This window comes from Litoreibacter sp. JB4-2, assembly GCF_055693445.1.
Genome location: NZ_CM146334.1, coordinates 1424473 through 1448807, shown reverse-complemented (window position 1 = coordinate 1448807; position 24335 = coordinate 1424473). Strand labels below are relative to the sequence as shown.

Annotated in this window: 21 protein-coding genes and 1 pseudogene; 14 read left to right on the top strand and 8 right to left on the bottom strand. The window is 57.8% G+C overall.

The window, feature by feature from the left end; all coding sequences use genetic code 11:
- Position 1: 1 nt before the first annotated feature.
- From ACZ1G7_RS07275 to ACZ1G7_RS07245, 7 genes are all read left to right on the top strand, one after another.
- Positions 2–1471, top strand: a complete 1470-nt coding sequence (locus ACZ1G7_RS07275; protein WP_472663151.1) for an ABC transporter transmembrane domain-containing protein — start codon at positions 2–4, stop codon at positions 1469–1471.
- Positions 1468–1791, top strand: coding sequence for a hypothetical protein (locus tag ACZ1G7_RS07270; protein ID WP_472663150.1), 324 nt, complete (start codon positions 1468–1470; stop codon positions 1789–1791). Before ACZ1G7_RS07275 ends, ACZ1G7_RS07270 begins: the two co-directional genes overlap by 4 nt.
- A complete protein-coding gene (locus ACZ1G7_RS07265; RefSeq protein WP_472663149.1) occupies positions 1788–3878 on the top strand; it encodes a peptidase domain-containing ABC transporter in 2091 nt (696 codons plus the stop codon). The genes ACZ1G7_RS07270 and ACZ1G7_RS07265 overlap by 4 nt, the downstream gene beginning before the upstream one ends.
- A complete protein-coding gene (locus tag ACZ1G7_RS07260; RefSeq protein WP_472663148.1) occupies positions 3879–5201 on the top strand; it encodes an HlyD family type I secretion periplasmic adaptor subunit in 1323 nt (440 codons plus the stop codon).
- Positions 5202–5426: 225 nt separating this feature from the next.
- Positions 5427–6080, top strand: a complete 654-nt coding sequence (locus ACZ1G7_RS07255) for a protein-L-isoaspartate O-methyltransferase family protein (RefSeq protein WP_472663147.1) — start codon at positions 5427–5429, stop codon at positions 6078–6080.
- Between the two features lie 17 nt (positions 6081–6097).
- On the top strand, positions 6098–7489 hold the full coding sequence (locus ACZ1G7_RS07250; protein WP_472663146.1) for a TolC family outer membrane protein: 1392 nt from the start codon (positions 6098–6100) through the stop codon (positions 7487–7489).
- Between the two features lie 74 nt (positions 7490–7563).
- Positions 7564–9015 carry a hypothetical protein gene (locus ACZ1G7_RS07245; protein WP_472663145.1) on the top strand — a complete coding sequence of 484 codons (1452 nt, stop codon included), beginning with the start codon at positions 7564–7566 and terminating at the stop codon, positions 9013–9015.
- A gap of 8 nt (positions 9016–9023) precedes the next feature.
- Here ACZ1G7_RS07245 and ACZ1G7_RS07240 read toward each other — a convergent pair whose 3' ends face one another.
- Positions 9024–10478: a cobyric acid synthase gene (locus ACZ1G7_RS07240; protein ID WP_472663144.1), complete on the bottom strand. Its 1455-nt coding sequence runs from the start codon at positions 10476–10478 to the stop codon at positions 9024–9026.
- A gap of 58 nt (positions 10479–10536) precedes the next feature.
- Here ACZ1G7_RS07240 and ACZ1G7_RS07235 point away from each other — a divergent pair, with 58 nt between their 5' ends.
- The gene (locus ACZ1G7_RS07235; protein WP_472663143.1) at positions 10537–11112 is read left to right on the top strand and encodes a cobalamin biosynthesis protein CobQ; all 576 of its coding nucleotides are present in this window, start codon (positions 10537–10539) and stop codon (positions 11110–11112) included.
- Positions 11113–11201: 89 nt separating this feature from the next.
- Here the strand turns inward: ACZ1G7_RS07235 and ACZ1G7_RS07230 are convergent, their stop codons facing one another.
- On the bottom strand, positions 11202–11657 hold the full coding sequence (locus ACZ1G7_RS07230) for an Lrp/AsnC family transcriptional regulator (RefSeq protein WP_472663142.1): 456 nt from the start codon (positions 11655–11657) through the stop codon (positions 11202–11204).
- Between the two features lie 116 nt (positions 11658–11773).
- On the opposite strand from ACZ1G7_RS07230, the pseudogene ACZ1G7_RS07225 reads away from it, so the two are divergent.
- From ACZ1G7_RS07225 to ACZ1G7_RS07215, 3 genes and pseudogenes are all read left to right on the top strand, one after another.
- Positions 11774–15033: pseudogene (locus ACZ1G7_RS07225) on the top strand (L-glutamate gamma-semialdehyde dehydrogenase).
- A gap of 51 nt (positions 15034–15084) precedes the next feature.
- On the top strand, positions 15085–15828 hold the full coding sequence (locus ACZ1G7_RS07220; protein ID WP_472663141.1) for a rhomboid family intramembrane serine protease: 744 nt from the start codon (positions 15085–15087) through the stop codon (positions 15826–15828).
- Positions 15825–16199, top strand: coding sequence for a GFA family protein (locus tag ACZ1G7_RS07215; RefSeq protein ID WP_472663140.1), 375 nt, complete (start codon positions 15825–15827; stop codon positions 16197–16199). The genes ACZ1G7_RS07220 and ACZ1G7_RS07215 overlap by 4 nt, the downstream gene beginning before the upstream one ends.
- Positions 16200–16202: 3 nt before the next feature.
- Here the strand turns inward: ACZ1G7_RS07215 and efp are convergent, their stop codons facing one another.
- Positions 16203–16766 carry an elongation factor P gene (gene efp / locus ACZ1G7_RS07210; protein WP_472663139.1) on the bottom strand — a complete coding sequence of 188 codons (564 nt, stop codon included), beginning with the start codon at positions 16764–16766 and terminating at the stop codon, positions 16203–16205.
- A gap of 216 nt (positions 16767–16982) precedes the next feature.
- On the opposite strand from efp, the gene ACZ1G7_RS07205 reads away from it, so the two are divergent.
- Both ACZ1G7_RS07205 and ACZ1G7_RS07200 read left to right on the top strand, forming a co-directional pair.
- Positions 16983–17297 (top strand): DUF6280 family protein, encoded by a 315-nt coding sequence (locus tag ACZ1G7_RS07205; RefSeq protein ID WP_472663138.1) that lies wholly within the window; start codon positions 16983–16985, stop codon positions 17295–17297.
- 86 nt (positions 17298–17383) lie between these two features.
- A complete protein-coding gene (locus ACZ1G7_RS07200; RefSeq protein WP_472663137.1) occupies positions 17384–18034 on the top strand; it encodes a trimeric intracellular cation channel family protein in 651 nt (216 codons plus the stop codon).
- Between the two features lie 114 nt (positions 18035–18148).
- On the opposite strand, the gene ACZ1G7_RS07195 is transcribed toward ACZ1G7_RS07200, so the two are convergent.
- The 5 genes from ACZ1G7_RS07195 to ACZ1G7_RS07175 form a co-directional block, all read right to left on the bottom strand.
- Positions 18149–19459 (bottom strand): ABC1 kinase family protein, encoded by a 1311-nt coding sequence (locus ACZ1G7_RS07195; protein WP_472663136.1) that lies wholly within the window; start codon positions 19457–19459, stop codon positions 18149–18151.
- Between the two features lies 1 nt (position 19460).
- Positions 19461–19553: a DUF2474 family protein gene (locus ACZ1G7_RS07190; protein WP_472663135.1), complete on the bottom strand. Its 93-nt coding sequence runs from the start codon at positions 19551–19553 to the stop codon at positions 19461–19463.
- A complete protein-coding gene (gene cydB, locus ACZ1G7_RS07185; RefSeq protein WP_472663134.1) occupies positions 19553–20560 on the bottom strand; it encodes a cytochrome d ubiquinol oxidase subunit II in 1008 nt (335 codons plus the stop codon). Before cydB ends, ACZ1G7_RS07190 begins: the two co-directional genes overlap by 1 nt.
- Positions 20561–20564: 4 nt before the next feature.
- A complete protein-coding gene (locus ACZ1G7_RS07180) occupies positions 20565–21971 on the bottom strand; it encodes a cytochrome ubiquinol oxidase subunit I (RefSeq protein ID WP_472663133.1) in 1407 nt (468 codons plus the stop codon).
- A gap of 146 nt (positions 21972–22117) precedes the next feature.
- Positions 22118–22945 (bottom strand): shikimate dehydrogenase family protein, encoded by an 828-nt coding sequence (locus ACZ1G7_RS07175; protein ID WP_472663132.1) that lies wholly within the window; start codon positions 22943–22945, stop codon positions 22118–22120.
- A 344-nt stretch (positions 22946–23289) separates the two neighbouring features.
- On the opposite strand from ACZ1G7_RS07175, the gene ACZ1G7_RS07170 reads away from it, so the two are divergent.
- Positions 23290–24324: a hypothetical protein gene (locus tag ACZ1G7_RS07170; protein ID WP_472663131.1), complete on the top strand. Its 1035-nt coding sequence runs from the start codon at positions 23290–23292 to the stop codon at positions 24322–24324.
- Positions 24325–24335: the final 11 nt, after the last annotated feature.

The following is a 24335-nucleotide window of genomic DNA, read 5'->3' as shown; positions in this document are numbered from 1 at the left end:
AGTGTTTCTTTCAGGCGTTGGTAACTTTTTTGAGCGCAATTTCGGCCCGTTATTCGGGAATAAATACGTGGCCAAACCAGCGTCTAAAATTGAAACGATCTTACCGATACCGCGCATTGGTGCGCCGGTTCTGCTGTCGACATTTGCGTTAAACACGCTTGCGCTGGCGTTGCCGCTGGTAGTTTTGCAGATTTTTGACCGGGTGATCCCGTTTCAATCGAGCGAAACGCTTTTGCTCCTGTTTCTTGGACTTTGCCTCGTAGCACTTTTGGAATTCGTGCTACGGGCGTCGCGGGCAGTGCTTCTAGGAAGCACTGGTAAAGATTTTGAGACGGCTCTCAGCCAGACTTTCATGCGCGCCACCGTCTTTGCGGAGCCCGAAGCGTTTTCACGGACAACGCCCGCGTCTCATCTCGACCAATTTGGCGCTATCGGTGAACTGCGCAACTACTACGCGGGACAGGGGCGCATATTGGCAATAGACTTGCCATTTACGGTCGTGTTTGTGGCGATGATCGGTTTGATTGGCGGATGGCTGGTTCTGGTCCCGCTGGGATGTATGATCGCGCTTTTGACGTTTAAAATCGGGCTACGTGCTGCCCAGTCGTCGATCTTTGAAATGCGCAGAACGCTCGACAGCCGCCGTTACTCTTTCCTGGCGGAAGCGCTGTCCCAAATTCGGACATTGAAAGCCAACACGATGGAGCCGCAAATTTTGCGGCGCTACGAATTATTGCAGGCGCAAACGACGGAGATCAGCCACAAGATCATCAAATTTGCGGGGATGTCCCAGGCGTTTGGCGCCCTTTTTTCGCAGTTTGCCGTCGCCGCGATGGGGCTTTTTGGCAGTTATTTGATTATTGAAGGCAAAATCGGGATTGCCGAATTGGCCGCCTGTATGTTGCTAAACGGGCGCACTGTTCAGCCTATGCTCAAAGCGCTGGGGCTTTGGGTGCAGTCCGAAAATATCGCTGCTGCCAAACAAAAATATGAGCTTGCTTGCAAAATTGAAAGTCGCCCACGCTTTCCCAATCGCGCGGAAGGTTTGCGGGGCGAGTTGTTTATTGCGGATGCCAGTATGAAGCTGGATCAGGCGACGGTGCCGTTATTTGAGAATCTGCGAATGAAAGTCGACGCTGGCCAATGTTTGCTGGTGACGGGGAATGGCGGAACAGGCAAAACGACCTTTCTAAAAATCCTTCTGGGAGAGGTGAGCCCGACAGATGGCAAAGTTCTCATTGATGGTCGTCAAGCGCGCGGTTTCATCTCCACGCGCGGCCAGGGGGGATTGGATATGTTGACCATAGACCGGTCATGTTTGCCGGAACTGTACTCGAAAATATTTCGGCCTTTGGTGATGGTGACCGCATCGCCTTTGCATTGGAGTTGGCCGAACGGCTGGGTATCGACCGCTACATTAACCGATTGCCACTTGGGTATAACACACAGGTGCTCACCAGCCCAACATTGACCAACAATAGAGCCGCGATGCAGGGCATGTCTTTGGTGCGCGCGCTTGCGCTGCGTCCCAAGCTTTTGCTCGTCAACAGTATCGGCGCAGTGATGGACGACAAGTCCAAGATCGGCTTTGAGAAATATATGCTTGAGCAAAAAGGCGAAATGACCCTCGTGCTGGCAGACGAAACGCCAAGTTTTGCTGCACTTGCAGATCACAGGCTGATTTTGGATGACCCCCTCGAGGATTTGATCGAGGCTTGGGAAGCGGACAAGCATGCAGATTTGGAGCTGGGGCCGAAACAGCGCGCGTTTGCTGAAGGACAAGCGGCATGAATGAAATCGCGCTGCCCTCTAGCTTGAAGCTTTTGAGCCGATTGATGTCGGCCGCGGGCTGGCATTGCAATGAGAACCGGCTTTTTGAAGCGATTCCGCATATGTCGGATCGGCTATCGCCGCGTGACCTGACACAAGCGCTCAAAAATCTTGGTGTCCCGACGACGCATGAACGCTGCAGTTTGTCCGAAGTCCGGGCGTCCGATTGCCCGGCCTTGTTTATCGATGCAAAAGACACCGTTCATGCCGTGATCGATGCGCGCGACGGGCGGCTTCTGATTGCAACTGCCGATGATGACAGCGAACCAAGCTGGCGCCCAGCGGGCAAACGGCGTGGCCGTATCGTAAGGCTTGAAAAGTACAACAACAACCTGTCAGCAAGCAAGATCACGTCTGTCTCAGACGTGACGCAGAACTTTCGCAAACTCATGCCTTGGCTGATTTTTGCAACCTTCATGTCAAATTTGACGGGGCTCGCCACGCCCTTGTTGATCATGGTCATTTACGATCGTGTGATACCGGCGGGCTCCTTCGAACTCATCGTTTCGCTTGCGGTTCTTGCGATCGTCTTCTTGCTGACGGATGCGGGTTTCCGCGCGGCGCGATCAAGCGCAGTTGCCCATATGGGACGCGAGACGGAGCAACAATTGGGATTGGCGTTATTTGCCAAGCTGATGGCGTTGCCGATTGAGCAAATTCAGAAATCGGACGTGGAACAACAGCTCGCGCGTTTCAAACAATTCGAAGGGTTTCGCGACGTTTTCACCGGGCAGGTGCTCACCACATTGCTTGACCTGCCGTTTACACTGATTTTCTTTTTCGTTTTGTTTTGGCTCTCGCCACAGGTCGCGTTTTTGATCGCGGCGCTTGCAGCAATATTCTTGGTTGTGAGTTGGTATTTTTTGCCACTTCAACAAAAGGCGGGAGCTTTGGCCTCAAAAGACCGATCTACATTGCAAGCCCATGTCTTTGAGGCGGCAACCCATCAACGCGCGATCCAGCGACTTGGCCTGGAAGATCATTGGGTCGAAAAGCAAGCCTTCCTGACCGAACAGGCCGCGCAATCAACCCGGCTGTCTAGCGCGGGCCATCTGTTGTCCCAAAATATTGGGCAATCCTTGATGGGGATCGCGGGAATTGGCGCTGTTTGCCTTGGAACGCTCAGCGCTATGGCGGGTGACATGAGTTTTGGCGCCCTCATCGCCATCATGTCCTTGGTTTGGAAAATTTTGACGCCACTACAGGCGCTCTACTCCAATACTCCTCAGATTTTTGGGTATCTGAAAAGCAAGAACCAAAGCGACCGAGTACTGGCAATTCCTGAAGAGCTGGTTCGGGGCGTCGCCCAAAGCCATCAGAAGGTCTTTGAGGGCAATATCACCCTCTCAGGCGTGACACACCGTTATGATGCCAGTTCGGTCCCGGCCCTGTCGCAGATCAGTTTGGACATCGCACCGCGCGAGTTTACCGTAGTTTGCGGTGATGAAAGCAGCGGACGGTCGACGTTGCTGAACCTGCTATGTGGCTTTTACCAGCCGACAATCGGTACGGTGCAGCTTGACGGCGTCGATATTCGTCAAATCCCTGTCGATGATCTGCGCCGTTCGGTCACCTATGCACAGCCCGATCTTTTTTATGGCACTGTGTTTCAAAACTTCAGGCTCGCGGCCCCCAGTTTGTCGGAGGCCGATGTCAATAACGCGCTGCGGAACATGGGGCTACAATCCGTGATCGGGTCCTTTGAAGACGGCGTCCATACCAGATTGTCTGAGTCCTTTCGAAACAGCCAACCGACCTCGACGCTGCGTGCCATTGCGCTTGCGCGCAGCTTTGCACGGGGCGGCTCGGCGCTATTGCTCAACAACCCGTCACAAAATCTTGACGCGATGCGGCGCCAAGCCTTGATCCATTGTTTGCGTCGGGAGCGCGGAGCGCGCACGATTGTTGTCGCCTCTCAAGATCCCGAAATTATCGCTCTGGCAGACCGGTTCGTTTATCTTGATCAAGGTCGTGTCGTTGTGAACGACGTCGGAGAAACGGCAGCGAAGAAGATCAAAGCACTCATCAACCGGACCCGGGGGGTATAAATGCGCCGATTTTTCACGTCAGAGAAAGGTGTGTTCAGCCGCGCGAAAACGCGACAGGACGCGCGCGCGCCACGGATTGCAAAAATTGTCATACTGACAATCGTTGGTTTTCTTTGCAGCAGCATTTGGCTCGCCTCGACCACCTCAGTTCCTGAGGTGACGCGCGCCAGTGGGGAGCTGAAACCGATGGGTGGTTATCGGCAGGTTCAGTCTTCGGAGGGAGGGGTCGTATTTGACGTCTTTGTGAGCGAAGGCCAATTGGTTGCTAAAAATGAACGGCTTGCAAGCTTGCGTTCCAGCGCGCTAGGCGATGCGTTGCGCGACACAGAGGAAGAGCTGCGCAGTGCGAAAATCGAGCTGAGCAATCTCAAAGCACTTTTAGGTATTCTCGACGATACCTCCCTATCGCTAGAAGGCGCGGTTGCTGCTTTGCGCCAGAGGGGCATGGCATATGGCGCCTCGCGCCTTGATGTTCTCGTTCAGCAGCAAAATGTCCAAAACAGCGTGATAGCAGAGTTTGAGCGAACATTGATCGTGCAGCATCAAGCCAGTCGCCTGACCGCGGAACGGATCGCGGCACGCAAAGAACGGCTTGGGCGCGCAGAGACTTTGCGCGCAAAAAAGCTCATTCCGATGCGGGAGGTTGATGAGCAGCGCGACGCGCTAGACCAGCTTCGCGCAACACGGGTTGATCTTGATGTCAGGGTTTCGCAGACCCAAAAGGATCTCAACTCCGCCATGGGACAGCGCGAACAGGCCCGTCTCGATCTGCGCCGCGTGTTGATTGATGACATATTCAAGCTGACGCAATCTCTTGATGCAGCAACCGTGCGTTTAGAGGCTTTGCGCACCCGCCAATCCTCGCTTGAGATTCGCGCGCCCGAAGACGGCATCATTCAAGCTGTGGCTTTCCCGAATGCAGGTGAAGTCATAGCCGCAGGCGAAACTATTTTTGAGCTGTTGCCAACCCGATCGGAGCTGGTTGCAGAGATCGAGTTTAACCCCGTCGACATCGGCCATTTGGAAGAGGGTGACGCTGTAACCCTAAAAATGGAGACATATGATGCGCGACGCTATGGCTATGTCACGGGTCAGATTTCGAGTATTTCACCGAGCCTGGTTTTTGATCCGGATACTGCGCGCGAATTTTTTCGCACGACCGTGCAATTGGATCGCACCACAATCGGTGCCGGGGTTTGGAAACGCGATCTGCGCGCAGGGATGGTCGCAACTGCTGAGGTCATCACGGCCGAGCGCACAGCGATCGCTTATTTGCTCAAGCCCGTCAGCCGGTCGATTCAAAAAGCTTTTGGCGAAAGGTGAGTATGTGGCTGCCTAACTTGCTGTCACGCCTCAAATACTTTTTTAAAAAGATACCTACGCCAACAAAGCGGCACATCGATGCTCTGCCAGCCCGCACACCTGAAGAAAGTGAGCCGTGAGAGGGAAAAGCCGCTCTCTCGATGGAAAATTCTTGATCGCAGTTGTTCGCACATAATTTCTGTGTCAAACCGGAAATGACCGAAACTAGACTGATGAGTTTAGTCAATGACAGACTTCGCCGCTAACCGTACGATGATGGTCGACACGCAAGTGCGCCCCTCAGATGTTACAAAATTTCCGATCATCGATGCCATGTTGTCGGTGCGTCGCGAGGCCTTCGTGCCCCGCTTGCGCCAGGACACAGCCTATGTTGATAGCAATATCGCGCTGGGCCAGGACCGCGTCATTCTTGAGCCACGCAGCCTCGCAAAAATGCTCGACGTTATGGAGCTCGACCATACAGATGTCGTGCTGACCATCGGCACGGGGCTGGGCTACACGGCGGCCATTTTGTCGCGCATGTGCGAAGCGGTGATTGCGCTGGAAGAAGACAGCGACATGGCCGCCGAGGCCGAGGCCGTTCTGTTGCAAGAAGGGGCCGACAATGTTGTCGTGATCGAAGGTGCATTGGCGCAAGGTGCGGCAAAACACGGCCCCTATGACGCCATCATCATCGAAGGCGGTGTGACGCAAATCGCCGACGAAATTTTGGCGCAGCTCAAAGAAGGCGGCAAGATTGCCGCGATTTTCATGCAAGGCGCATTGGGCGAATGCCGGGTCGGCCATCGGTTGGACGGGCAAATGTCTTGGCGCATGGCGTTCAATGCGGCGGCGCCCATTTTGCCAGGTTTTGAGGCCAAAGACGGATTTTCATTATAAACTTTCGGCGGGGTCCCATGACCAAGGTTCTTAAAGATATACATGCCATTAAGCGCGGCCTCACAACTGTCGCGACATGCGTGATAATCGCAACCGTGCCCGGGGCAGCTCAGGCTGAGACGCTGCGCGAAGCTTTGGTGTCGGCCTACAAGAACTCGAACTTGCTTGTTCAGAGCCGCGCATTGTTGCGCGCGACGGATGAGGATGTGGGTGTCGCGCTTTCCGCGTTGCGGCCGCAACTCTCTGCGATCTCGCGGATTTCGCAATCGGATCAGGCATCTAATTTTGCTGGCGGGTCGCTGACATCGTCGGTTGAGCTGCAATTGCAATTGTTGGTCTATGATGGTGGGGCCACGCAGCTTGGTGTGGAAGCGGCTAAGGAAACGGTGCTGGCGACGCGCGCGCAATTGCGGTCGCAGGAGCAGCAGGTATTGTTGGCTGCGGTGAATGCCTATCTCGGTGTGTTGCGGGAACAACGCACCGTTGCCTTGCGCGAAAGCAATTTGCGTTTAATCACGCAAGAGCTGCGAGCGGCGCGCGACCGATTTGAGGTCGGCGAAGTCACCCGTACGGATGTCGCCCAAGCGGAAGCAAGACTGGCAGAAGCAGGCGGGCAGGTGGCCCAGGCCGTTGGCAATCTGGCAATCGCACGCGAGCAATATGTGGCAACTGTTGGCCGCACACCCGGCGCATTGCGCGCAATCAACGCTTTGCCGAACCTGCCTGCAACCCTTGACGCGGCGCGGGCTTTGGCGGAACGCAAATCGCCAAGCGTCGATCAGGCGCAGCATGAGATCAAAGTCAGCGAGCTCAACGCGGCCCGCGCTCAGAAAGCCACCAGCCCACAGATTGGGCTGAGCGGTTCGGTGGGCCACAATGAGCGTACCGACAACAATTCGTCAGTCGCGCTGCAGCTGACGGTGCCTATTTATCAAGGTGGGCAGCTGCGCGCGTTGGAACGCCGTGCGCTTGCGCAGGTCCATTCTGCACGCGCGGGCCTGAACCAAACCGTACTGACGGCGCGCCAGAATGTGGCTGATAGCTGGTCGAACCTGGCCGTCGCGCAAGCGCAATTGCAGGCCAATGAACGACAGGTGCGCGCAGCCCAAGTCGCCTTTGACGGGGTGCGCGAAGAAGCCAAACTTGGCGCCCGCACAACACTTGATGTGCTGGATGCCGAGCAATCGCTGCTCAATGCGCGCACAAATCGGGTAGTGTTTGAGACCCAGGTGTTTTCAGCGGCCTACCAGCTTCTTGCTTCCACAGGGCAGATGACGGTGAGCGCGCTTGGTCTGCCTGTCGAGCAATATGACCCGGCTGAGTATTACAATGCTGTCAAGAACGCGCCGATCAAGAGATCCAAGCAAGGGGCGAAGCTGGATCGCATTTTGAAACGCTATGAAAATTAACGAGAATTAGAGCTCTCAGTTGTCAGCACCTCATTAAACCGTTACCCTTTCCGAAAAAGTTACGAGGCTGAGTAATGTCGGATCCGGTGTCCAATTCGGAAAATGTTGAGGATGTAGAGGATGTCTTGTCCTCGATAAAACGGCTTGTTTCGTCCAACAACACCCCCAAAGAAACGCCTTCAGAACCCGAGGAAGCCGTGCAGGACGAAGCGCCGTCGAACCCGGAAGACAACGACGCCCCGCAAAGCTTGGGCGCCTTGCTGTTAACGTCCGCGTTGCGCGTTCCCCCCATCAGTGAGGAGCCGGTTAGCAATCTTGAAAGCCTTCGCAAATCAGTGACGGAGACAATTGCCTCACCCAGTCCAGCGGAGCCCGATACAGACGAGCCAGTCAAAGACGATGCCAGCGAGGCACAGTCTGACACGATGGATGCGCAGACGATACGTTGGGTCGCGCCAAAGGCGATGGACGAATATTACGAAGATGAGGCCGCTGAGACCGATGCCGTGGTCACGCCGCTGGCAGATGCCGGAAAAGACGCTGACGCGGCGATTGATGTCGAGGCGCCTGTTGAGACGGCTGAAATTCTGCGGCTCGATATGAAATCGCGAGCTGCCCATTCGTCGGATGAAGCCGACGCGCCGAATGCCGAGGGCGGTTCAGAGGGCGACCAAATTGCAACGGTGCCAGAAGATACCGATGCGATGCAGCCGTCCGTTTCAGATGAAGCCGAGTTGGCGATAGGCGATGAAGACGGCGTGGAAGCGCCGCTAGATGAACGTGTTCAGGACTTAGGCGCTGACGCCGATCTTGACCCGACGCCCGCCGCCGAAGAGGCCCATGTTGATGCGCTTGAACGCGCTGATAACAGCGACGATGCATTCGATTTTTCTGATGACGACGCGCCGCTGGATGACGATGATTTCGACGCGCTTGCTGATGATGCGGGCCTAAGTGACGCTGCAGAAGATGGCGAACAAGATGATGACTGGCAAGAAGATGACTGGCCGCTAGATGAGGTGGCCGAGGCTGATATAGCTCAAAAGTCGCCGCGCCAGCTTGATGCCTCTCTGCCGGATGATGAGCGGATCGAAACAGGTGGGCAACGGCAAGACCCACATGTAATCGATCCTGAACCGACGCAGCAGTGGGATGATGTTGCCGCGTCAGACGCCCCCGCATTCGGGCCGGATGAGAGCGAGGCCGGCGTTGCAGGCATTGCGACATTTGTGCGCTCAGGCCGTGAAGTGACCTACACCGAGGTGGACGCGCAGCCCGTCTCAGACGCGGCCGCCTTCCCAATGGCCGGGCCCGATGTCATTGACGCCGAGGAGCTGGACGCATCGGCACCCATTTCTGATGAATTTGACGAAGCGCTTTTGGATGAGGACGCCCTGCGTGAGATGGTCGCCGAGATTGTCCGCCAAGAGCTGACCGGCGATTTGGGCGAGCGGATCACCCGCAATGTGCGCAAGCTGGTGCGCCGCGAAATACACCGTGCATTAGCTGCGCAGGAACTCGAATAGCGCCGCGTTTAAACGATCTCGGTGGCGAGTTGTAAAAGTGCGTCGCACTCAAGATGCGTGGCGAGATGGGTGGCAAGCACATCCAATGTTGCTTCAACGCTACTGGTATAGTTGTTCAACTCAGGTGTGGCACCAAGCCTCTCTAGATAGGCGCGACGAAACGGATCTGACGCAAAAAGCCCGTGAATGTAGCAGCCTTTGATCCGTCCATCCGGGCTGGCAGCCCCTTCGGTGCGACCTTCCATGTTGAGCCAACCACGGGCGCAATCGGCGCCTGTCGTCTCACCGATATGGATTTCATATCCCGTCACGGGCGTGCCGGTGGCGCGATCTTGCCCGGTAACCTCAACCAGCCGCTTTTGCGGCGACATCACGGTCGCGACCTCCAGCAGCCCAAGCCCATCGACGCCGCCCGGCGGACCTTCGATCCCTTCTGGGTCCTCGATCCGTTGCCCCAACATTTGATACCCGCCGCAGACGCCCAACACACGACCGCCGCGTCGGATATGCGCCTGTAGGTCGATGTCCCAGCCCTGCGCGCGGAAATGCGCCAGATCGCCAATTGTAGATTTTGAACCTGGGATCAGCACCATGTCTGCATCGCCCGGCAGCGGACGGCCAGCTTCGACGATTTCGACGCTGACACCGGGCTCTTGGCTGAGCGGGTCCAGATCGTCGAAATTGGCGATCCGCGACAGGCGCGGCACCGCGATTTTGCAGCGTCCACCTTCTGAGGAAGCAATGTCCATGATGTCTTCGGCAGGCAGTTTCCAAGCCTCTGAAAACCAGGGCAAAACGCCCAGATCGGTCCAGCCGGTCCGTGCCTCGATCTCGACCCGTCCGCCGTCAAACAGGGAGGTGTCTCCGCGGAATTTGTTGACGATAAAGCCCGCAATCCGGTCGCGATCGCCCTCTGGCAGAACCACATGGGTGCCGACTAGTTGCGCAATAACGCCGCCCCGGTCGATGTCACCAACTAAGACAACCGGTGCGTCCACGGCTTCGGCGAAACCCATATTTGCAATGTCGCCGGCGCGCAGATTGACCTCCGCCGGGCTGCCCGCGCCCTCGATAATGATCAGATCGGCCTCGGAGGCCAACCGGCGGTAGCTTTCGACGGCGCGTGCCAGCAAATCGGGCTTGGCCTTCGCATAATCGCGCGCTTTGAGCGTCGCGAACCGCTTGCCTTGCACGATCACTTGCGCGCCGACATCCGTTTCGGGCTTGAGCAAAACTGGGTTCATGTCCACCACAGGTGCCGTGCCGCAGGCCAAAGCCTGCAAAGCTTGCGCGCGCCCAATCTCGCCGCCATCAGCGGTAACGGCGGCATTGTTTGACATGTTTTGCGGCTTGAAAGGGCGCACGATCAGGCCTTGCTGCGTAAAATACCGACAAAGCCCGGCCACGACCATCGACTTGCCGACATTCGAGCCCGCACCCTGGATCATGATTGCCTTGGTCATCGCTTGCGCCTCCCGCTAGGGTTTGGGTGACGCGAAGCGCGAAGGAAGTAAAGAGCCCATGAACACGCCTGCCCATCTGATTTTCGGCGCTGCTGCCTTTGCGCGACCGGGCGCTGCAAAAGTCACATGCGCGGCGCTGCTTGGTGCACTTATGCCCGATTTGTCGCTTTACCTAATGGCCGGATGGCATCTGGTCATCATGGGCACGGACCCGAATGTGGTTTTCAACGTGTTGTATTTTTCGGATCTGTGGCAGGCGATTTTCGCTGTTGATAATTCATTTTTTGTCTGGGGCGCGGGGCTGGGTTTTGCGCTTTGGGCACGTGACCCGGTTTTGGTAGCGTTTGCCGGGTCCGGGCTGCTGCACTTGGCGCTGGATTTTCCATTGCACCATGACGATGCGCGGGCCCATTTCTGGCCAGTGAGTGATTGGAAATTTGTGAGCCCCGTCAGCTACTGGGACCGTGATCACTATGGCGGGATTGTTGGCCCCGTTGAGATGTTGGCAAGCCTTGCCTGCCTTGGTCTGCTATGGCGGCGGTTTCATTCGATATGGCCGCGAGTTGTTCTGGTTTTGGCGGGTCTTATGCAACTGGCGCCGGTGTTCATCTGGGTGTTCGTGTTTCAGGGCTAGGGTTGCGCCGCGCTTGCGCGCGTCGCGATAGCGGGGGCCAGCCCCCGTGCCCCCGGAATATTTTTGAAACAATGAAAAGGGACGGGGCGCTACAAGAGCTCCTCTTTCACGGCCTCCATCACCACATGGGTCGACGTGTTGGAGACATGCGGCAGGGACGAGATCAACTCCCCCAGCACCCGGCGATAGGCACGCATATCAGAGGTGCGTACCTTCAGCAGATAGTCGAAATTCGATGCCGTCATATGGCATTCTTCCACCTCCGGGATCGCCATCACGGCTTCGTTAAACGCGGTCAAAGCGGCCTCGCGGGTGTCGTCAAGTTTGACTTCGACGAAGGCGATGTGATCGAGCCCCAGCTTGACCGGGTCCAAAAGCGCCTTGTAGCCGCGAATGATCCCGTCTTTTTCCAGCCGTTTGACGCGCGCCTGAGTAGGGGTGTTCGAAAGGTTAATTTGCGCCGCGAGGTCGGTGATCGACAGCCGCCCTTCTGCACAAAGCAGCCTCAGGATGGCACGATCATAGTCATCTAGGTCTCTTTGCATTATGACTTTCTATTTGGTGTATGTTGGTGAAAAGCACTGCTGATTTAGTAAATATAGAGGGAATAGTGTATTAAAATTGCTATTATGCAAAGATAAATTTATCTAGGGAGGCGTCCATGACAGATCCAGCAACTTTGCGCGGCGTTATTCGCGCCAACACATCCCCTGATGAGGCTGCAGCTGTGGCGCGCCTGAGCGCAATTGCGGGGCTCAGTGCCAAGGACCGCGCGCGCATAGTTGAGCGTGGTGCAAAGCTTGTGACTGACATCCGGACCTCTGCCAAGCCGGGGTTGATGGAGGTGTTTTTGGCTGAATACGGGCTGAACACGGAAGAAGGCGTCGCGCTGATGTGTCTGGCCGAAGCCTTGTTGCGCGTGCCGGACGCGGAGACGATGGATGCGTTGATCGAAGACAAGATTGCACCGTCGGATTGGGGCACCCATTTGGGGCATTCGTCGTCCTCGCTGGTCAATGCCTCGACCTGGGGGTTGATGCTGACGGGCAAAGTGTTGACCGATGAGCAACCCGGTATTGCGGGGCAGTTGCGCGGTATGGTCAAACGCTTGGGGGAGCCGGTGATCCGCGCCGCAACCGCGCGTGCGATGAAAGAAATGGGCCGTCAATTCGTGCTGGGGGAGACGATCGAAACGGCCATGACCCGCGCCCGGGACGAAGAGGCTGAGGGCTACACCTATAGCTACGACATGCTGGGCGAGGCCGCGAAAACCGACGCTGATGCGCAGCGCTATTTGGCCAGCTACGCCCATGCGATCAGTGCTATTGCGCGTGCGACCAACAAACCTGATATCCGTGACAATCCGGGTATTTCCGTCAAGTTATCAGCGCTTTTTGCCCGCTACGAGACGCCCCAGAAAGACGCTGTCATGGCTACGCTGCAACCGCGTCTTCTACAGCTGTGCCAGCAGGCGGCGCAGGCCGGTGTCGGGCTGAATATTGATGCCGAGGAAGCGGACCGGCTGGACCTGTCGCTTGATGTGATCGAGGCGACCTTAGCCGATGCTAGCCTGAAAGGCTGGGACGGGTTTGGCGTTGTTGTGCAGGCCTACGGGCACCGTGCGTCCTTCGTGCTCGATTGGCTTTATGCGCTTGCGCAGACCCTTGATCGCAAAATCATGGTCCGTCTCGTCAAAGGGGCCTATTGGGACACCGAGGTGAAGCGCGCCCAAGTGTTGGGCCTGAAGGGCTTTCCGGTGTTCACGCATAAACCGGCCACTGACATCAGCTACATCGCCAATGCGCGCAAATTGTTGGGCATGACGGATCGGATTTACCCGCAATTTGCCACACATAACGCCCATACTGTCGCCGCAATCCTGCATATGGCTGACGATCTTGACGCGTTCGAATTTCAGCGTTTGCATGGCATGGGCGACCGGCTGCACGACCTTGTCATGGCCAAGGGTGAGACCCGCTGCCGCATCTACGCGCCCGTTGGCGCGCATCGCGATTTGCTGGCCTACCTTGTGCGCAGGTTGTTGGAAAACGGGGCAAATTCGTCCTTCGTGAACCAAATCGTCGACGAAGACGTCACCCCGACCGAGGTTGCTTCCGACCCGTTTACCGACATTGAGGATGCGGTTTTTCCGGCCGTCACACCCCCCGCGCGGGTTTTTGGCGTGCGTGAAAATTCCAAAGGCTGGGATTGGAATGACCCGGTCGATATGGACGATATCGCGCAGGCCCGTGCACCATTTGCGAAAGTTGATTTGATCCATAAGGATGCGTCAGAAACTGATGTCGCAAAGGCCTTGGATGCGACCAAACCGTGGAGCGCCGACACTGCCACCCGTGCAGCAACGTTGCGCAAAGCGGCTGATTTGTACGAAGAAAACTACGGCGAAATATTTGCAATCCTAGCGCGGGAGGCCGGGAAAACCACGCTGGACGTGATTGGCGAGCTGCGCGAAGCCGTCGATTTCCTGCGCTATTATGCTGACGAAGCGGAAAACCACGCAAGCCCAGCGCGCGGGGTCTTTACCTGCATATCGCCTTGGAACTTCCCGCTGGCGATCTTTACCGGGCAAGTTGCGGCGGCTTTGGCGACAGGAAATGCGGTGCTGGCGAAACCGGCGGAACAAACGCCTGTCATCGCGGCGCTCGCCACAAAATTGCTGCATGAGGCGGGCGTTCCTAAATCCGCGTTGCAGCTTTTGCCCGGCAGCGGGGCTATTGGCGCGGCGCTGACAGCGAGCCCCAAGATTGATGGCGTGTGTTTTACCGGCTCAACTGCGACAGCCAAACGCATCCATACCTCGCTCGCGACCTCCGGTAATTTCAAAGCGCCGCTGATTGCGGAAACCGGTGGGTTGAACGCCATGATCGTCGACAGCACCGCGCTGCCGGAACAGGCCGTGCGCGATATTGTGGCCTCCGCCTTTCAATCTGCGGGGCAGCGCTGCTCTGCGCTCAGATGTCTCTATGTGCAGGAAGATATCGTAGACGGGCTGACCGAAATGCTGACTGGCGCGATGAAGGCGCTGCGCGTCGGCGACCCGTGGGACATGGCCACCGATGTGGGTCCGATCATTGACGCGCCTGCGCATGACAAGATCGCGCGCCACATCGAAACAGCGCGCGCGGAGGGCAGGGTGGTCTATGAGACCCCCCATGATGCGCAGGGCAGTTTCATCGCGCCGACCCTGATCCGGGTCAGCGGTATCGCCGAGATGGGGGAGGAGATTTTTGGACCCGTCCTGCATATCGCCACGTTCAAGGCGGAGACCCACAAGCAGATCATCGACGATATCAACGCCACCGGCTACGGGCTTACTTTTGGCCTGCATTCGCGCATTGATGACCGGGTGCAGGAGGTCGTGGATCTTGTTCATGCGGGCAATATCTACGTCAATCGCAACCAGATCGGGGCCATCGTCGGCTCACAGCCATTCGGGGGGAGGGGTTGTCGGGCACCGGCCCCAAAGCCGGCGGGCCGCATTACCTGATGAAATTTGTGCAACCCGACGCAGCGCGCGCGCCCTATCCCAGCCAAACGCTGCCCGGCCCGACAGGTGAGAGCAACCGCCTGACCGTGATGCCGCGCGCGCCGATCCTTTGCCTTGGGCCGGACCCTGATATCGGCACGCAAATGGCTGCCGTAGACGCCGCTGGGGGCAGACCTGTCGAAGGCACGTTGGACGATTGCGGTAAGCTTGATGATATCGGTGGCGTGATCTGGTGGGGCGACGACGACACGGCCCGCGACATTCGTAAGACGTTGGCCGAGCGTGCGGGCCCGATACTCGGGCTGATCACAGGGCATCCAAGTCCCGCCGATGTCATCGCCGAACGCCACACCTGCATCGACACCACGGCGTCTGGCGGCAACGCGCAATTGTTGGCTGAGGTCGCGGGCTAGCCCCGTAGTCAAGAACTTGCCAAAGGACGCAAGGGAGGCCAATCTGCTCCCATGTTTCCTATTCGCGACCACAACCCGTCCGAGCGCACGCCATATGTGACCTATGCGCTGCTTGCTGCCAACATTTTGATTTTTCTCAGTTATTGGCCGCTGCAAACCAATGACCCATCGGGGCTGGCGCAGTTTTGGGATGCGTGGGCGATGCGGCCTGTTGAGATCGTTAACGGGGTTGATCTGCACACGCTCGTCACCTCGATGTTTTTGCATGGCGGCTGGATGCATTTGGCGGGCAACATGCTGTTTCTCTATATTTTCGGGGACAATCTGGAGGATCAGCTGGGCCATGTCCCTTTCCTGCTATTTTACCTTGTTTGCGGGGTTTTGGCCGATTTCGGACAGATCCTGGCGGACCCGTCGAGCCCGGTGCCCAATGTCGGAGCGTCGGGCGCAATTGCGGGCGTGATGGGGGGGTATCTGCTGCTGTTCCCAAAAGCCCGCGTCGACATCATTATTATTTTTATCGTCTTTTTCAAAATCTTCCCGATCCCGGCTTGGGTCATGCTGGGCCTTTGGATGGCGCTGCAGCTGTTCAACGGGGTCACCGCCGATGTTGCCGGTGGCGGGGTGGCCTATTGGGCGCATGCGGGCGGGTTTTTAGTGGGGTTTGTGCTGCTGATCCCGTTCTGGCTGCGGCGCGGCGGCAAGACGTTCTGGACCCAGACCGAGGGCCATCCGCCACATCCGGAGGCGAAATATTCGCCCTCGACCGTCCCGGTGATCAAGAGGCGTAAATGAGCGAAAGGTCTGTAGCCACCTGCCATTGCGGGGCGGTTGAAATCAGTTTTGTCATGGTGGGTGGGGTCGATGGATTGCACCGCTGCGACTGCTCCATGTGCCGGCGCAAATACCCGGCAGCTGTGTCAGGCCTGGTCGATGACATGCGGATCGAACGGGGTGCAGACAAGCTGGGCCTCTACCAATTCGGCACAATGACTGCGCGGCACCAGTTTTGCAAAATCTGCGGCGTGCACCTGTTTCACCAGCGCCGTTCCAACCCCGAAGAGATCGGCGTGAATGTAGGGTGTGTCGCAGGATTGGACCCACGCATTGCCGGGACGGCCGAATGGGTGGACGGCGTTGTCCACCCCAATGATGCGCCCCAGTAGCGCTTAAGCGCGTTCGGTATATTCCATGCTTTCTGTGTCGACGATGATCGCCTCATCAACCGAGATGAACGGCGGCACCATCAGGCGCATCCCATTGTCCAAAACGGCCGGCTTGAAGGATTTCGATGCGGTCTGACCTTTGACGACCGGCTCGGTCTCGGTGACGGTGCAGGTGACTTTTTGGGGCAGGGTGACGTTCAACGCTTCCGCCTCATAATATTCGATCTGCGCAATCATGCCGTCTTGCAGGAAGGGGCGGCGTTCGCCCAGCAGGTCGGCTGGCAGCTCGATCTGTTCATAGGTTTCGGTGTCCATAAATGTCAGCATGCCGTCGGTTTCATACAGAAACTGCTGGTCTTTTTGCTCAAGACGGACGCGTTCGACCTTGTCGGCGGAGCGGAAGCGTTCGTTGAGTTTCGAGCCATTGCGCAGGTTCTTCATCTCGACTTGCGCAAATGCACCACCTTTGCCCGGCTTGACGTGATCGACCTTCACCGCGACCCAGAGGCCGTCATTATGTTCCAGAATATTGCCCCCACGAATTTCGTTTCCGTTAATCTTTGGCATTGTGGCAATTCCTTGGCGAAAGGTTGAAGAGAAGTTGTCCGGACCTATATATTGCGAATGAATACGGGGCAAGATCGCTAAATGCAGTGAAAATCTGAAACAAGCTATGCGTAAATTGCATAGGTGCCATATCAGATTTGCAATGACGAATCGGAAAAGATGCGTCATAAAGAGCGCCACGCCCAAGATACAAGAGCAAAAATAAAAGGACGCGAAATGGCTGCTGATTTCGTAGACGGAACCGCTTTCAACTTTGAACAGGGTCAACGCGCACGCAAACTGTTTGCTGCGGTGGTTTTGGCCGCATTGGATGATGCGATTGCCGACGACAAGAAATACGGGAATGGTCCCGAACAGATCGCCCGCTGGGCGCGGTCGCGCGATGGGCGCGAAGTGCTCAGCTGCGCCGGGATCGACCCCAACGAGCGCGTTGTCTCGGGTTTGATGGAATTCGTTGGCAACGGTGTGCGTACCTCCGTCGCGCTGTCGCGCGAGGAAAGCGAGCGTCGCTCGCAAGCCGAAGCCGCCTGAGGGTAGCCTCCCTACCAATTCAAAAAGCGCGTCCCATCGGGGCGCGTTTTTTTGTGATTGGTGAAATTCGAAGATAGAGTAGTGCCATGTTTTTGGACACCACAACCCCGATCCTGCAAGCGCTGGACCTGGCCGCTGCTGTTGCCTTTGCGATCACAGGCGCGCTGGTGGCGTCGCGCAAACAGCTCGACATATTGGGTTTCATTTGGCTGGCTGTCATCACTGGTGTGGGCGGCGGGACGGTGCGCGATCTGGTGCTGGGCCTGCCAGTCTTCTGGGTGGTCGATCCGACGCCGGTCGTGGCCTGTATCGCGACCGCTATCGTGGTGCATTTTGCGGCCCATTTGATGGAAAGCCGCTACCGCTACATTCTGCTTTTTGACGCATTTGGCATGGCGTTGGTGGCAGTAGCGGGCACCGCGAAGGGGTTGGACGCGGGCACATCAGCGCTGGTGGCGGTGATTATGGGGGTGATGACGGCGTCTCTGGGCGGCATCATCCGCGACACATTGGGCCAAGAACCCTCGATCATTTTGCGCCGTGAGATCTATGTGGCAGCCGCCGTTGTCGGTGCATGTGCCTATATCGCCATGAGCCGGGCCGGGGTGGACCGGGTCGTTGCGATGGGCACGGCATTTACCTTGGCATTTGTGGTTCGTGTTTTGGCGCTGCGCTACAATTGGTCGCTGCCCGCATATCGCGCACGTGCGGGGCGCGATATGTCGGACGACGCGTAAAGTGTAGGACGGCGCGTAAGGTGTTGCGCCCTGACTGCGTCAGGTCGCGGTGGTGGGGGCTCTGCCCCCGACGCTGTCGCGTCTCCCCCGGAATATTTTTGAAACAATGAAGGCCTAAGCATAGGGCGCGAGCAGGGCGCGCATGTTGACGCGGGCTTTGAGGCGTGTGGCCAAGAGATACATGCCGCCGACCTTGCGTTGCAGGAACAGCGTATCAATCGGCGGCAACGGGACGTAGCTGCGATCCTCCGCCATATCCATGCCGGCATTGCGCAAATCGCCCAGAAGATCGGTGTTGCCAAAATCATAGAGCGCGTCCTGACGCAGCGGCGCCATGGCCATGTCGAACAGGTCGAGCAAGACGGCCTCAACGCTGCTTGGGATTGTGGCGTCATAGAGCTCGATTTGCAGCATGGCAGCGCGGGCAGCGTCTTTGTCTGCATCGAGCCCTGCGCGCAGCAAGGCGCGGTAGTTGGGGGCCATCTCTGGACTGAAAGCGCGTGTGGCGCCGAAATCGAGCAGCACGATCTGGTCGGTTGCGGCATTGTAGCGGTAATTGGCGAAATTCGGGTCGGTTTGCATGAGCCCGAAGGTAAAGAGCTCGCGCAATGTGAGCGCGATGAGATCGGTCGCTATGCGGTCTCGGGTCGCTTGATCGGCCTGGGTTAGGCTTTCAACGGGGACGCCCTCCATAAAGTCCATGGCGAGCAGGTCGGGGCCGGAAAGCTCAGTAACCAGATCAGGCACGGTGAAACGCGTATCATCCTTGAGCAGCGCCGCGTAGCGCGACAGGTAGTCCGCCTCGCACGTATAATCTGCCTCTTCATGCAATTGCTGGCGGGCCTCTTCGAGCAGGCCGGAGATGTCGAGCCCTTTGGGCAACATGCCCGACAGTTTCATCAAGCTGCCGAGGTTGCGGATATCGCTGTCGATACTGTCACGCACGCCGGGATATTGCACCTTCAGCGCCACCTGCCGCCCGTCTTTCAGGGTCGCGCGATGCACTTGCCCGATGGAGGCGGCGGCGATCGGATGCACATCGAACTGCTTGAAATGCGTCATGAAGCCGGTGCCAAGGCTGCGTGTCAGCTGCGCCTTGAGTTGCGGGCCCGGCATGATATGCGCGTCTGATCTGAGGGCTGAGATGATCTCGGCAAATTCGGGTGGCATCAGGTCTGACGCCTCCATCGACAGCATCTGGCCCACTTTCATGGCTGCGCCGCGCATTTGCGACAGCTGGTCGCGCAGTCGGGCGGCGTTTGAGGGCGTCATGAACAGGTCCTGCGCGCGCGGCCGTTTGCCGGTCGCCAGTTGGCCCGCGCCTGACAAAGCCATGCTGCCAGCAAGCCCCGCCGCCAACCCGCCCATGCGCGCCATGCGGCCAAACCGGCCGGATGGCACGGCGGCAATGCGCGTCTTGCTCATGTCACAAGATCATCAACCGGATGGCATAGGCCACCACCGCCAGTACCGCGACGCTGGCGATCCAAATGCCGATAAACCAAGCGATGCGGGTCATCAGTGATAGCCCTCGCTTGGGTCGATTTTGCCGCGGAACACCCAGTAGGCATAGGCGGTATAGGCCAGGATCAGCGGGATCAGGATGACTGTTCCCACCAGCGCGAATTTCAGGCTGCTGTCGGGCGCCGCTGCTGCAACGATGGTCAAGCCGGGCGGCACGATATTGGGATAGAAGCTGATGCCGATGCCGATAAAGCCCAACACAAACATACCCATGGCCGACAGGAAGGGCAGGTGGTCATTCATGCGCCGCAGCCCGTAAAACAGCCCCACGATGCACAGTGCCACCAAGGTGGGCACGATGGATACGAAAAGCACATTTGGATAGTCAAACCACCGGTGGAAGTAGTCTTCGTTGAGGAAGGGTGTGATAAGGCTGACCGCGCCCATGAAACCCACGGTTGCCACGGCCAGCGGCAGAGCGAGGCGCTGCATGTGGCGCTGAATACGGCCTTCCAGCTTCATCACCAGCCATGTCGCGCCCAGCAGTGCGTAGCCGACGGTCAGCGCCACGCCTGTGAGAATGGAGAAGGGTGTCAGCCAGTCCCACCAGCCGCCCGCATAGGCGCGGTCCGCGACCTCAATGCCTTGCACCAATGCGCCCAGAGCGATGCCCTGGGTGAAGGCCGCAACCAGCGACCCGCCCGCAAAGGCCATGTCCCAGACGCCCTTCCAGCGTTCCGTGCGCCAGCGGTATTCAAAGGCCACGCCGCGAAACACCAGCGCCAGCAGCATCAGAATAATCGGCATGTAGAGCGCGGGCATGACCACCGCATAGGCCAGCGGAAACACGGCAAACAGCCCGCCGCCGCCCATGACCAGCCATGTCTCGTTGCCGTCCCAAACGGGTGCGACGGAATTCATCATGACGTCGCGCTCTTCCTCATCGGTGGTGACAGGGAACAGGATGCCGACGCCAAGGTCGAACCCGTCGAGGATGACATAGACCAGCACGGCAAAGGCGATGATGCCCGCCCAGATGAAGGAAAGTTCCAATCCAAACATGTGCCTACTCCGCCGGGGTTGAACGTGGGGCGCGGGCGGGCGTGATCCCGGTGGAGCGCAACGGCCCCTCGCGCAGTTTGATCTTGTCGGCATCCTTTGGCGGGTAGCCCATCATCCTGAGCAGGTAGAACGTGCCCGCCCCGAAGATGAAGAAATACACCACGATGAAAGCGATGAGCGATGCTGCGACTGCTGGCGCCGCAATCGGGGCTAACGAGTCGGAGGTGCGCATCAGCCCGTAGACGGTGAAGGGCTGGCGCCCGACCTCGGTGGTGATCCACCCGGCCAGAACGGCGACAAAGCCCATTGGCCCCATGGTGAAGGCCGCGCGGTGCAGCCACACGCTGTCATAAAGCGTGCGCCGGTAGCGCGCCCAAAGCGACCAAAGGCCGAGCCCCAGCATCGCCATGCCCAACCCCACCATCACGCGGAACGACCAGAAGACAGTCGCCACCGGCGGCTCATCTTCGTCTGGGATTGTGTCGAGACCCTTCATCGGCGCGTTTAGGTCATGTTTTAGGATCAGGGAAGACAGCTTGGGTATCTCGATCTTATAATCGATGCGCTTTTCTGCCTCATTGGGGATGCCAAACAGGATCAGTGGGGCGCCATCCGGGTAGCTGTCATAGTGGCCTTCCATGGCCATGACCTTTTGGGGTTGGTGCTCATAGGTGTTGATGCCGTGAAAGTCGCCCGCCACGATTTGCAAAGGCGTCACAATTGCCAGCATCCACATGGCCATAGAAAACATCTTCTTGGACGCATCCCCCGCGCCGCCCCGTAGGAAATGCCACGCGCCAGTACCACCAACGACCAAAGCAGTCGTCAGGTAGGCCGCCAGCACCATATGGGTCAGCCGGTAGGGAAAGGACGGGTTGAAGACGATGGCCAACCAGTCCTCCGGCACGAATTGCCCCACCTCATTGATCGAATAGCCCGCAGGTGTCTGCATCCAGCTATTGACCGACAGGATCCAGGTGGCCGACATCAGCGTGCCAAAGGCCACCATCGCGGTTGCAAACATATGCAGCTTCTCGCCCACCCGGTCGCGGCCAAACAGCATGATACCAAGGAAACCGGCTTCAAGGAAGAAGGCCGACAGTACCTCATAGGCCATCAAAGGCCCTAGGATCGGGCCCGTTTTGTCCGAGAAGACAGACCAGTTTGTGCCGAACTGATAGGACATCACGATGCCCGACACGACGCCCATGCCAAAGGCCACAGCGAAGATCTTCTTCCAGTAGTTGAAGAGCGTCAGGTAAGTTTCGTCCCGCGTCTTCATCCAGAGCGCGTTGAGCACCGCCAGATAGGAGGCCAACCCGATGGAAAAGGAAGGGAAGATAATGTGAAACGACACAGTGAAAGCGAATTGGAAACGCGCCAGGTGTTCCGCTGAAAAACCGTCAAGCATGGGAGCTGCTCCGTCCTAAATGCGATGCCTTTCAAATAAGGGTTTTGGGACCCAGTTGAATTGGCGATACTGTCGCACCCGACCACGACAGCAAACAAACTAGCCCATCGTCGTGAAAAGGCGAAATTACCGCTCGCGCTATTGTGCTATGAGCCCGTCAAAGCCGCGCGCAACCTAACGGGATCGGCCCGCTGGCCCGAAAAAATTTCCCAAGCATCCCGCCCTTGCCCGAAGAACAGCTCGTACCCGCTTAGAGTTTGCAACCCGGCCTTAGACGCAGCGGCCAAAAATGGTGTGTTAACCGGGGTATAAACGGCGTCAAAGGCCCAACTTGCATTGGCCAAATGATCGGGCGCGATAGGCAGCCCACCGATGCCGTCCATGCCCAGGGGCGTGCAATTCAAATACCCGTCCGCACCGCGCACGGGTTTGCTATGGGCGGTGGTGTGGCAATCAGGATTGGCGCGCCGAATGGCGTCGGCAAGGTTTTCGGCGCGGGGCAGATCAAGATCGACGCAACGGATCTCAGCCGCGCCTAGCTTTGCTAGCGCGAATGCGACTGCGCGCCCGACACCGCCGCTGCCGATGACACAGCTTACACCCGGCGGGGTCGCGCCAAACGCTGCGCGATACGCCTGCACAAACCCGGTGAAATCCGTGTTGAACCCACGCGCGCCGGTGGGTCCGAAAACCACCGTGTTTACGGCCCCAAGCTGGCCGATCTGGGGGTCGTCAATCGTAACCTTCGCACAGGCAGTTTCTTTGTACGGGTAGGTGATGTTGAGGCCATGATACCCCTGCGCGCGGGCCTGTTCGAACAGCACGTCGAAATCGCAGCCTCTCTCTCGCGGGATCAACAAATCATAGCGCACGGATATCCCTGCTTGCGCCCCCGCCAAGCGGTGCAGGTCCGGCGCGCGGGAGGCGGCGATATTGTCGCCGATCAAGCCAAGTCTCAAGGTAGGTCGCGCCATGTTTGTTCCGCGTGTTCTCAGGCATATCGGAGATCAGGAGTAAGCAGTTACCAGCAAAGAATCATCCCCAAAACGCGTTCCGCGTCGAGGCCCCCAAACGCATCGGAAATGACTATATAGCTGCCCGGGTGGCGGTTTGATCAGGCTCAAATCTGTGCGTCACGTGGCACCGATAGCGTGAATTGCCCGATATTGAATAATGACGAAATTCCAAGATGTAAGCCCGCGTTTTGATCACAAAAACATGGCGTTTTTGAAAGCCGCGCGGCAGCCGTTAGAAAAAACAGCTTGGTGAAACTGGCGGGTTCGGGCGATGATGTATGCATTATTTAGGATTTTTTGTTGTGACTTATTTATTGAATGCGCGTTGCGTTGTTTTGGGGGTTTTTGTGACATTGGCGGCGTGTTCTACGGCGCGTTTCACCCCGGAGATTGAGAATTTTGCCAAAGCGACATCGGATGTGGCGGAGGCGTCGCAAGAGACGACCAACTCGAAAGCGTTCCAGGACCAAATCGCCGCTGCCCGGCTCAGGGCATTGGTCGCCAACGGTGCAACCTATGATGAAAGTCTGGCTGGCGACGGCTGCGCTTACGTTCGGCCAAGCCTCAACCGTGCGCAAACGCCGTTCCGCGAAACCTGTCAGCTCATCGCGCGTGATCAATCAGGCCAAATCGTCGCGACATATTTCGATGATGCAGCGGCGCAAGCCCGGGCGGACAGGGTTGTCGACGCGATCCCCTCTGATCAAGTGTTATTGCGCCAGTACGAACGCCATCTGCTCAGCGCCAGCCTCAGCGCCTATGCGGATGCGCTTCAAACACTGGCCTCAACCGAATTGCCGGCCGAGATTGGTGCCGCGACATCCAAAGCCTTTGATGCTGCCACCGGCGTCTGGTCTGCGGTCAGTGCGATCCGAAACGACGGCGGCGCGCCGGACCCGGTGCCACCGAAATTCACCACCGGCGGCAGCTTGTTTGCCACTTTGGCGCGGGAAGCGTTTGAAGCGCGGCGCTATGCACTTTTGGTCCAAACCGTGCGTGAGGCAGACGCGTCCGTGCAGCGCGCGACGATCCAGCTCAGCGAATTGACGTTTGAGGAGGAAGAGAGCGCCTTCATCCCACTTAAAGACGCGCTGTTTGACGCCGGGACCGCACGCGATGCGGGCGATGCGACTGGAATGGCGCGCATCGATGCGGCCTACGCCGCGCTCGACCAGGCCGATCAGGGGGCCGATTTTCGCGTCGTCAGCTATATCGGCCGCGCCCACCGCGCGATCCTGGCCAGTCTGAACGCGCCCAGCTCGGCTGAGGCGCTGCTAGCGGCCAATCAACGCATTCAGGACCTCATAGATAGCGTTAAAAAGTTCGAAGAGTCATAAGTTTAGCGAAG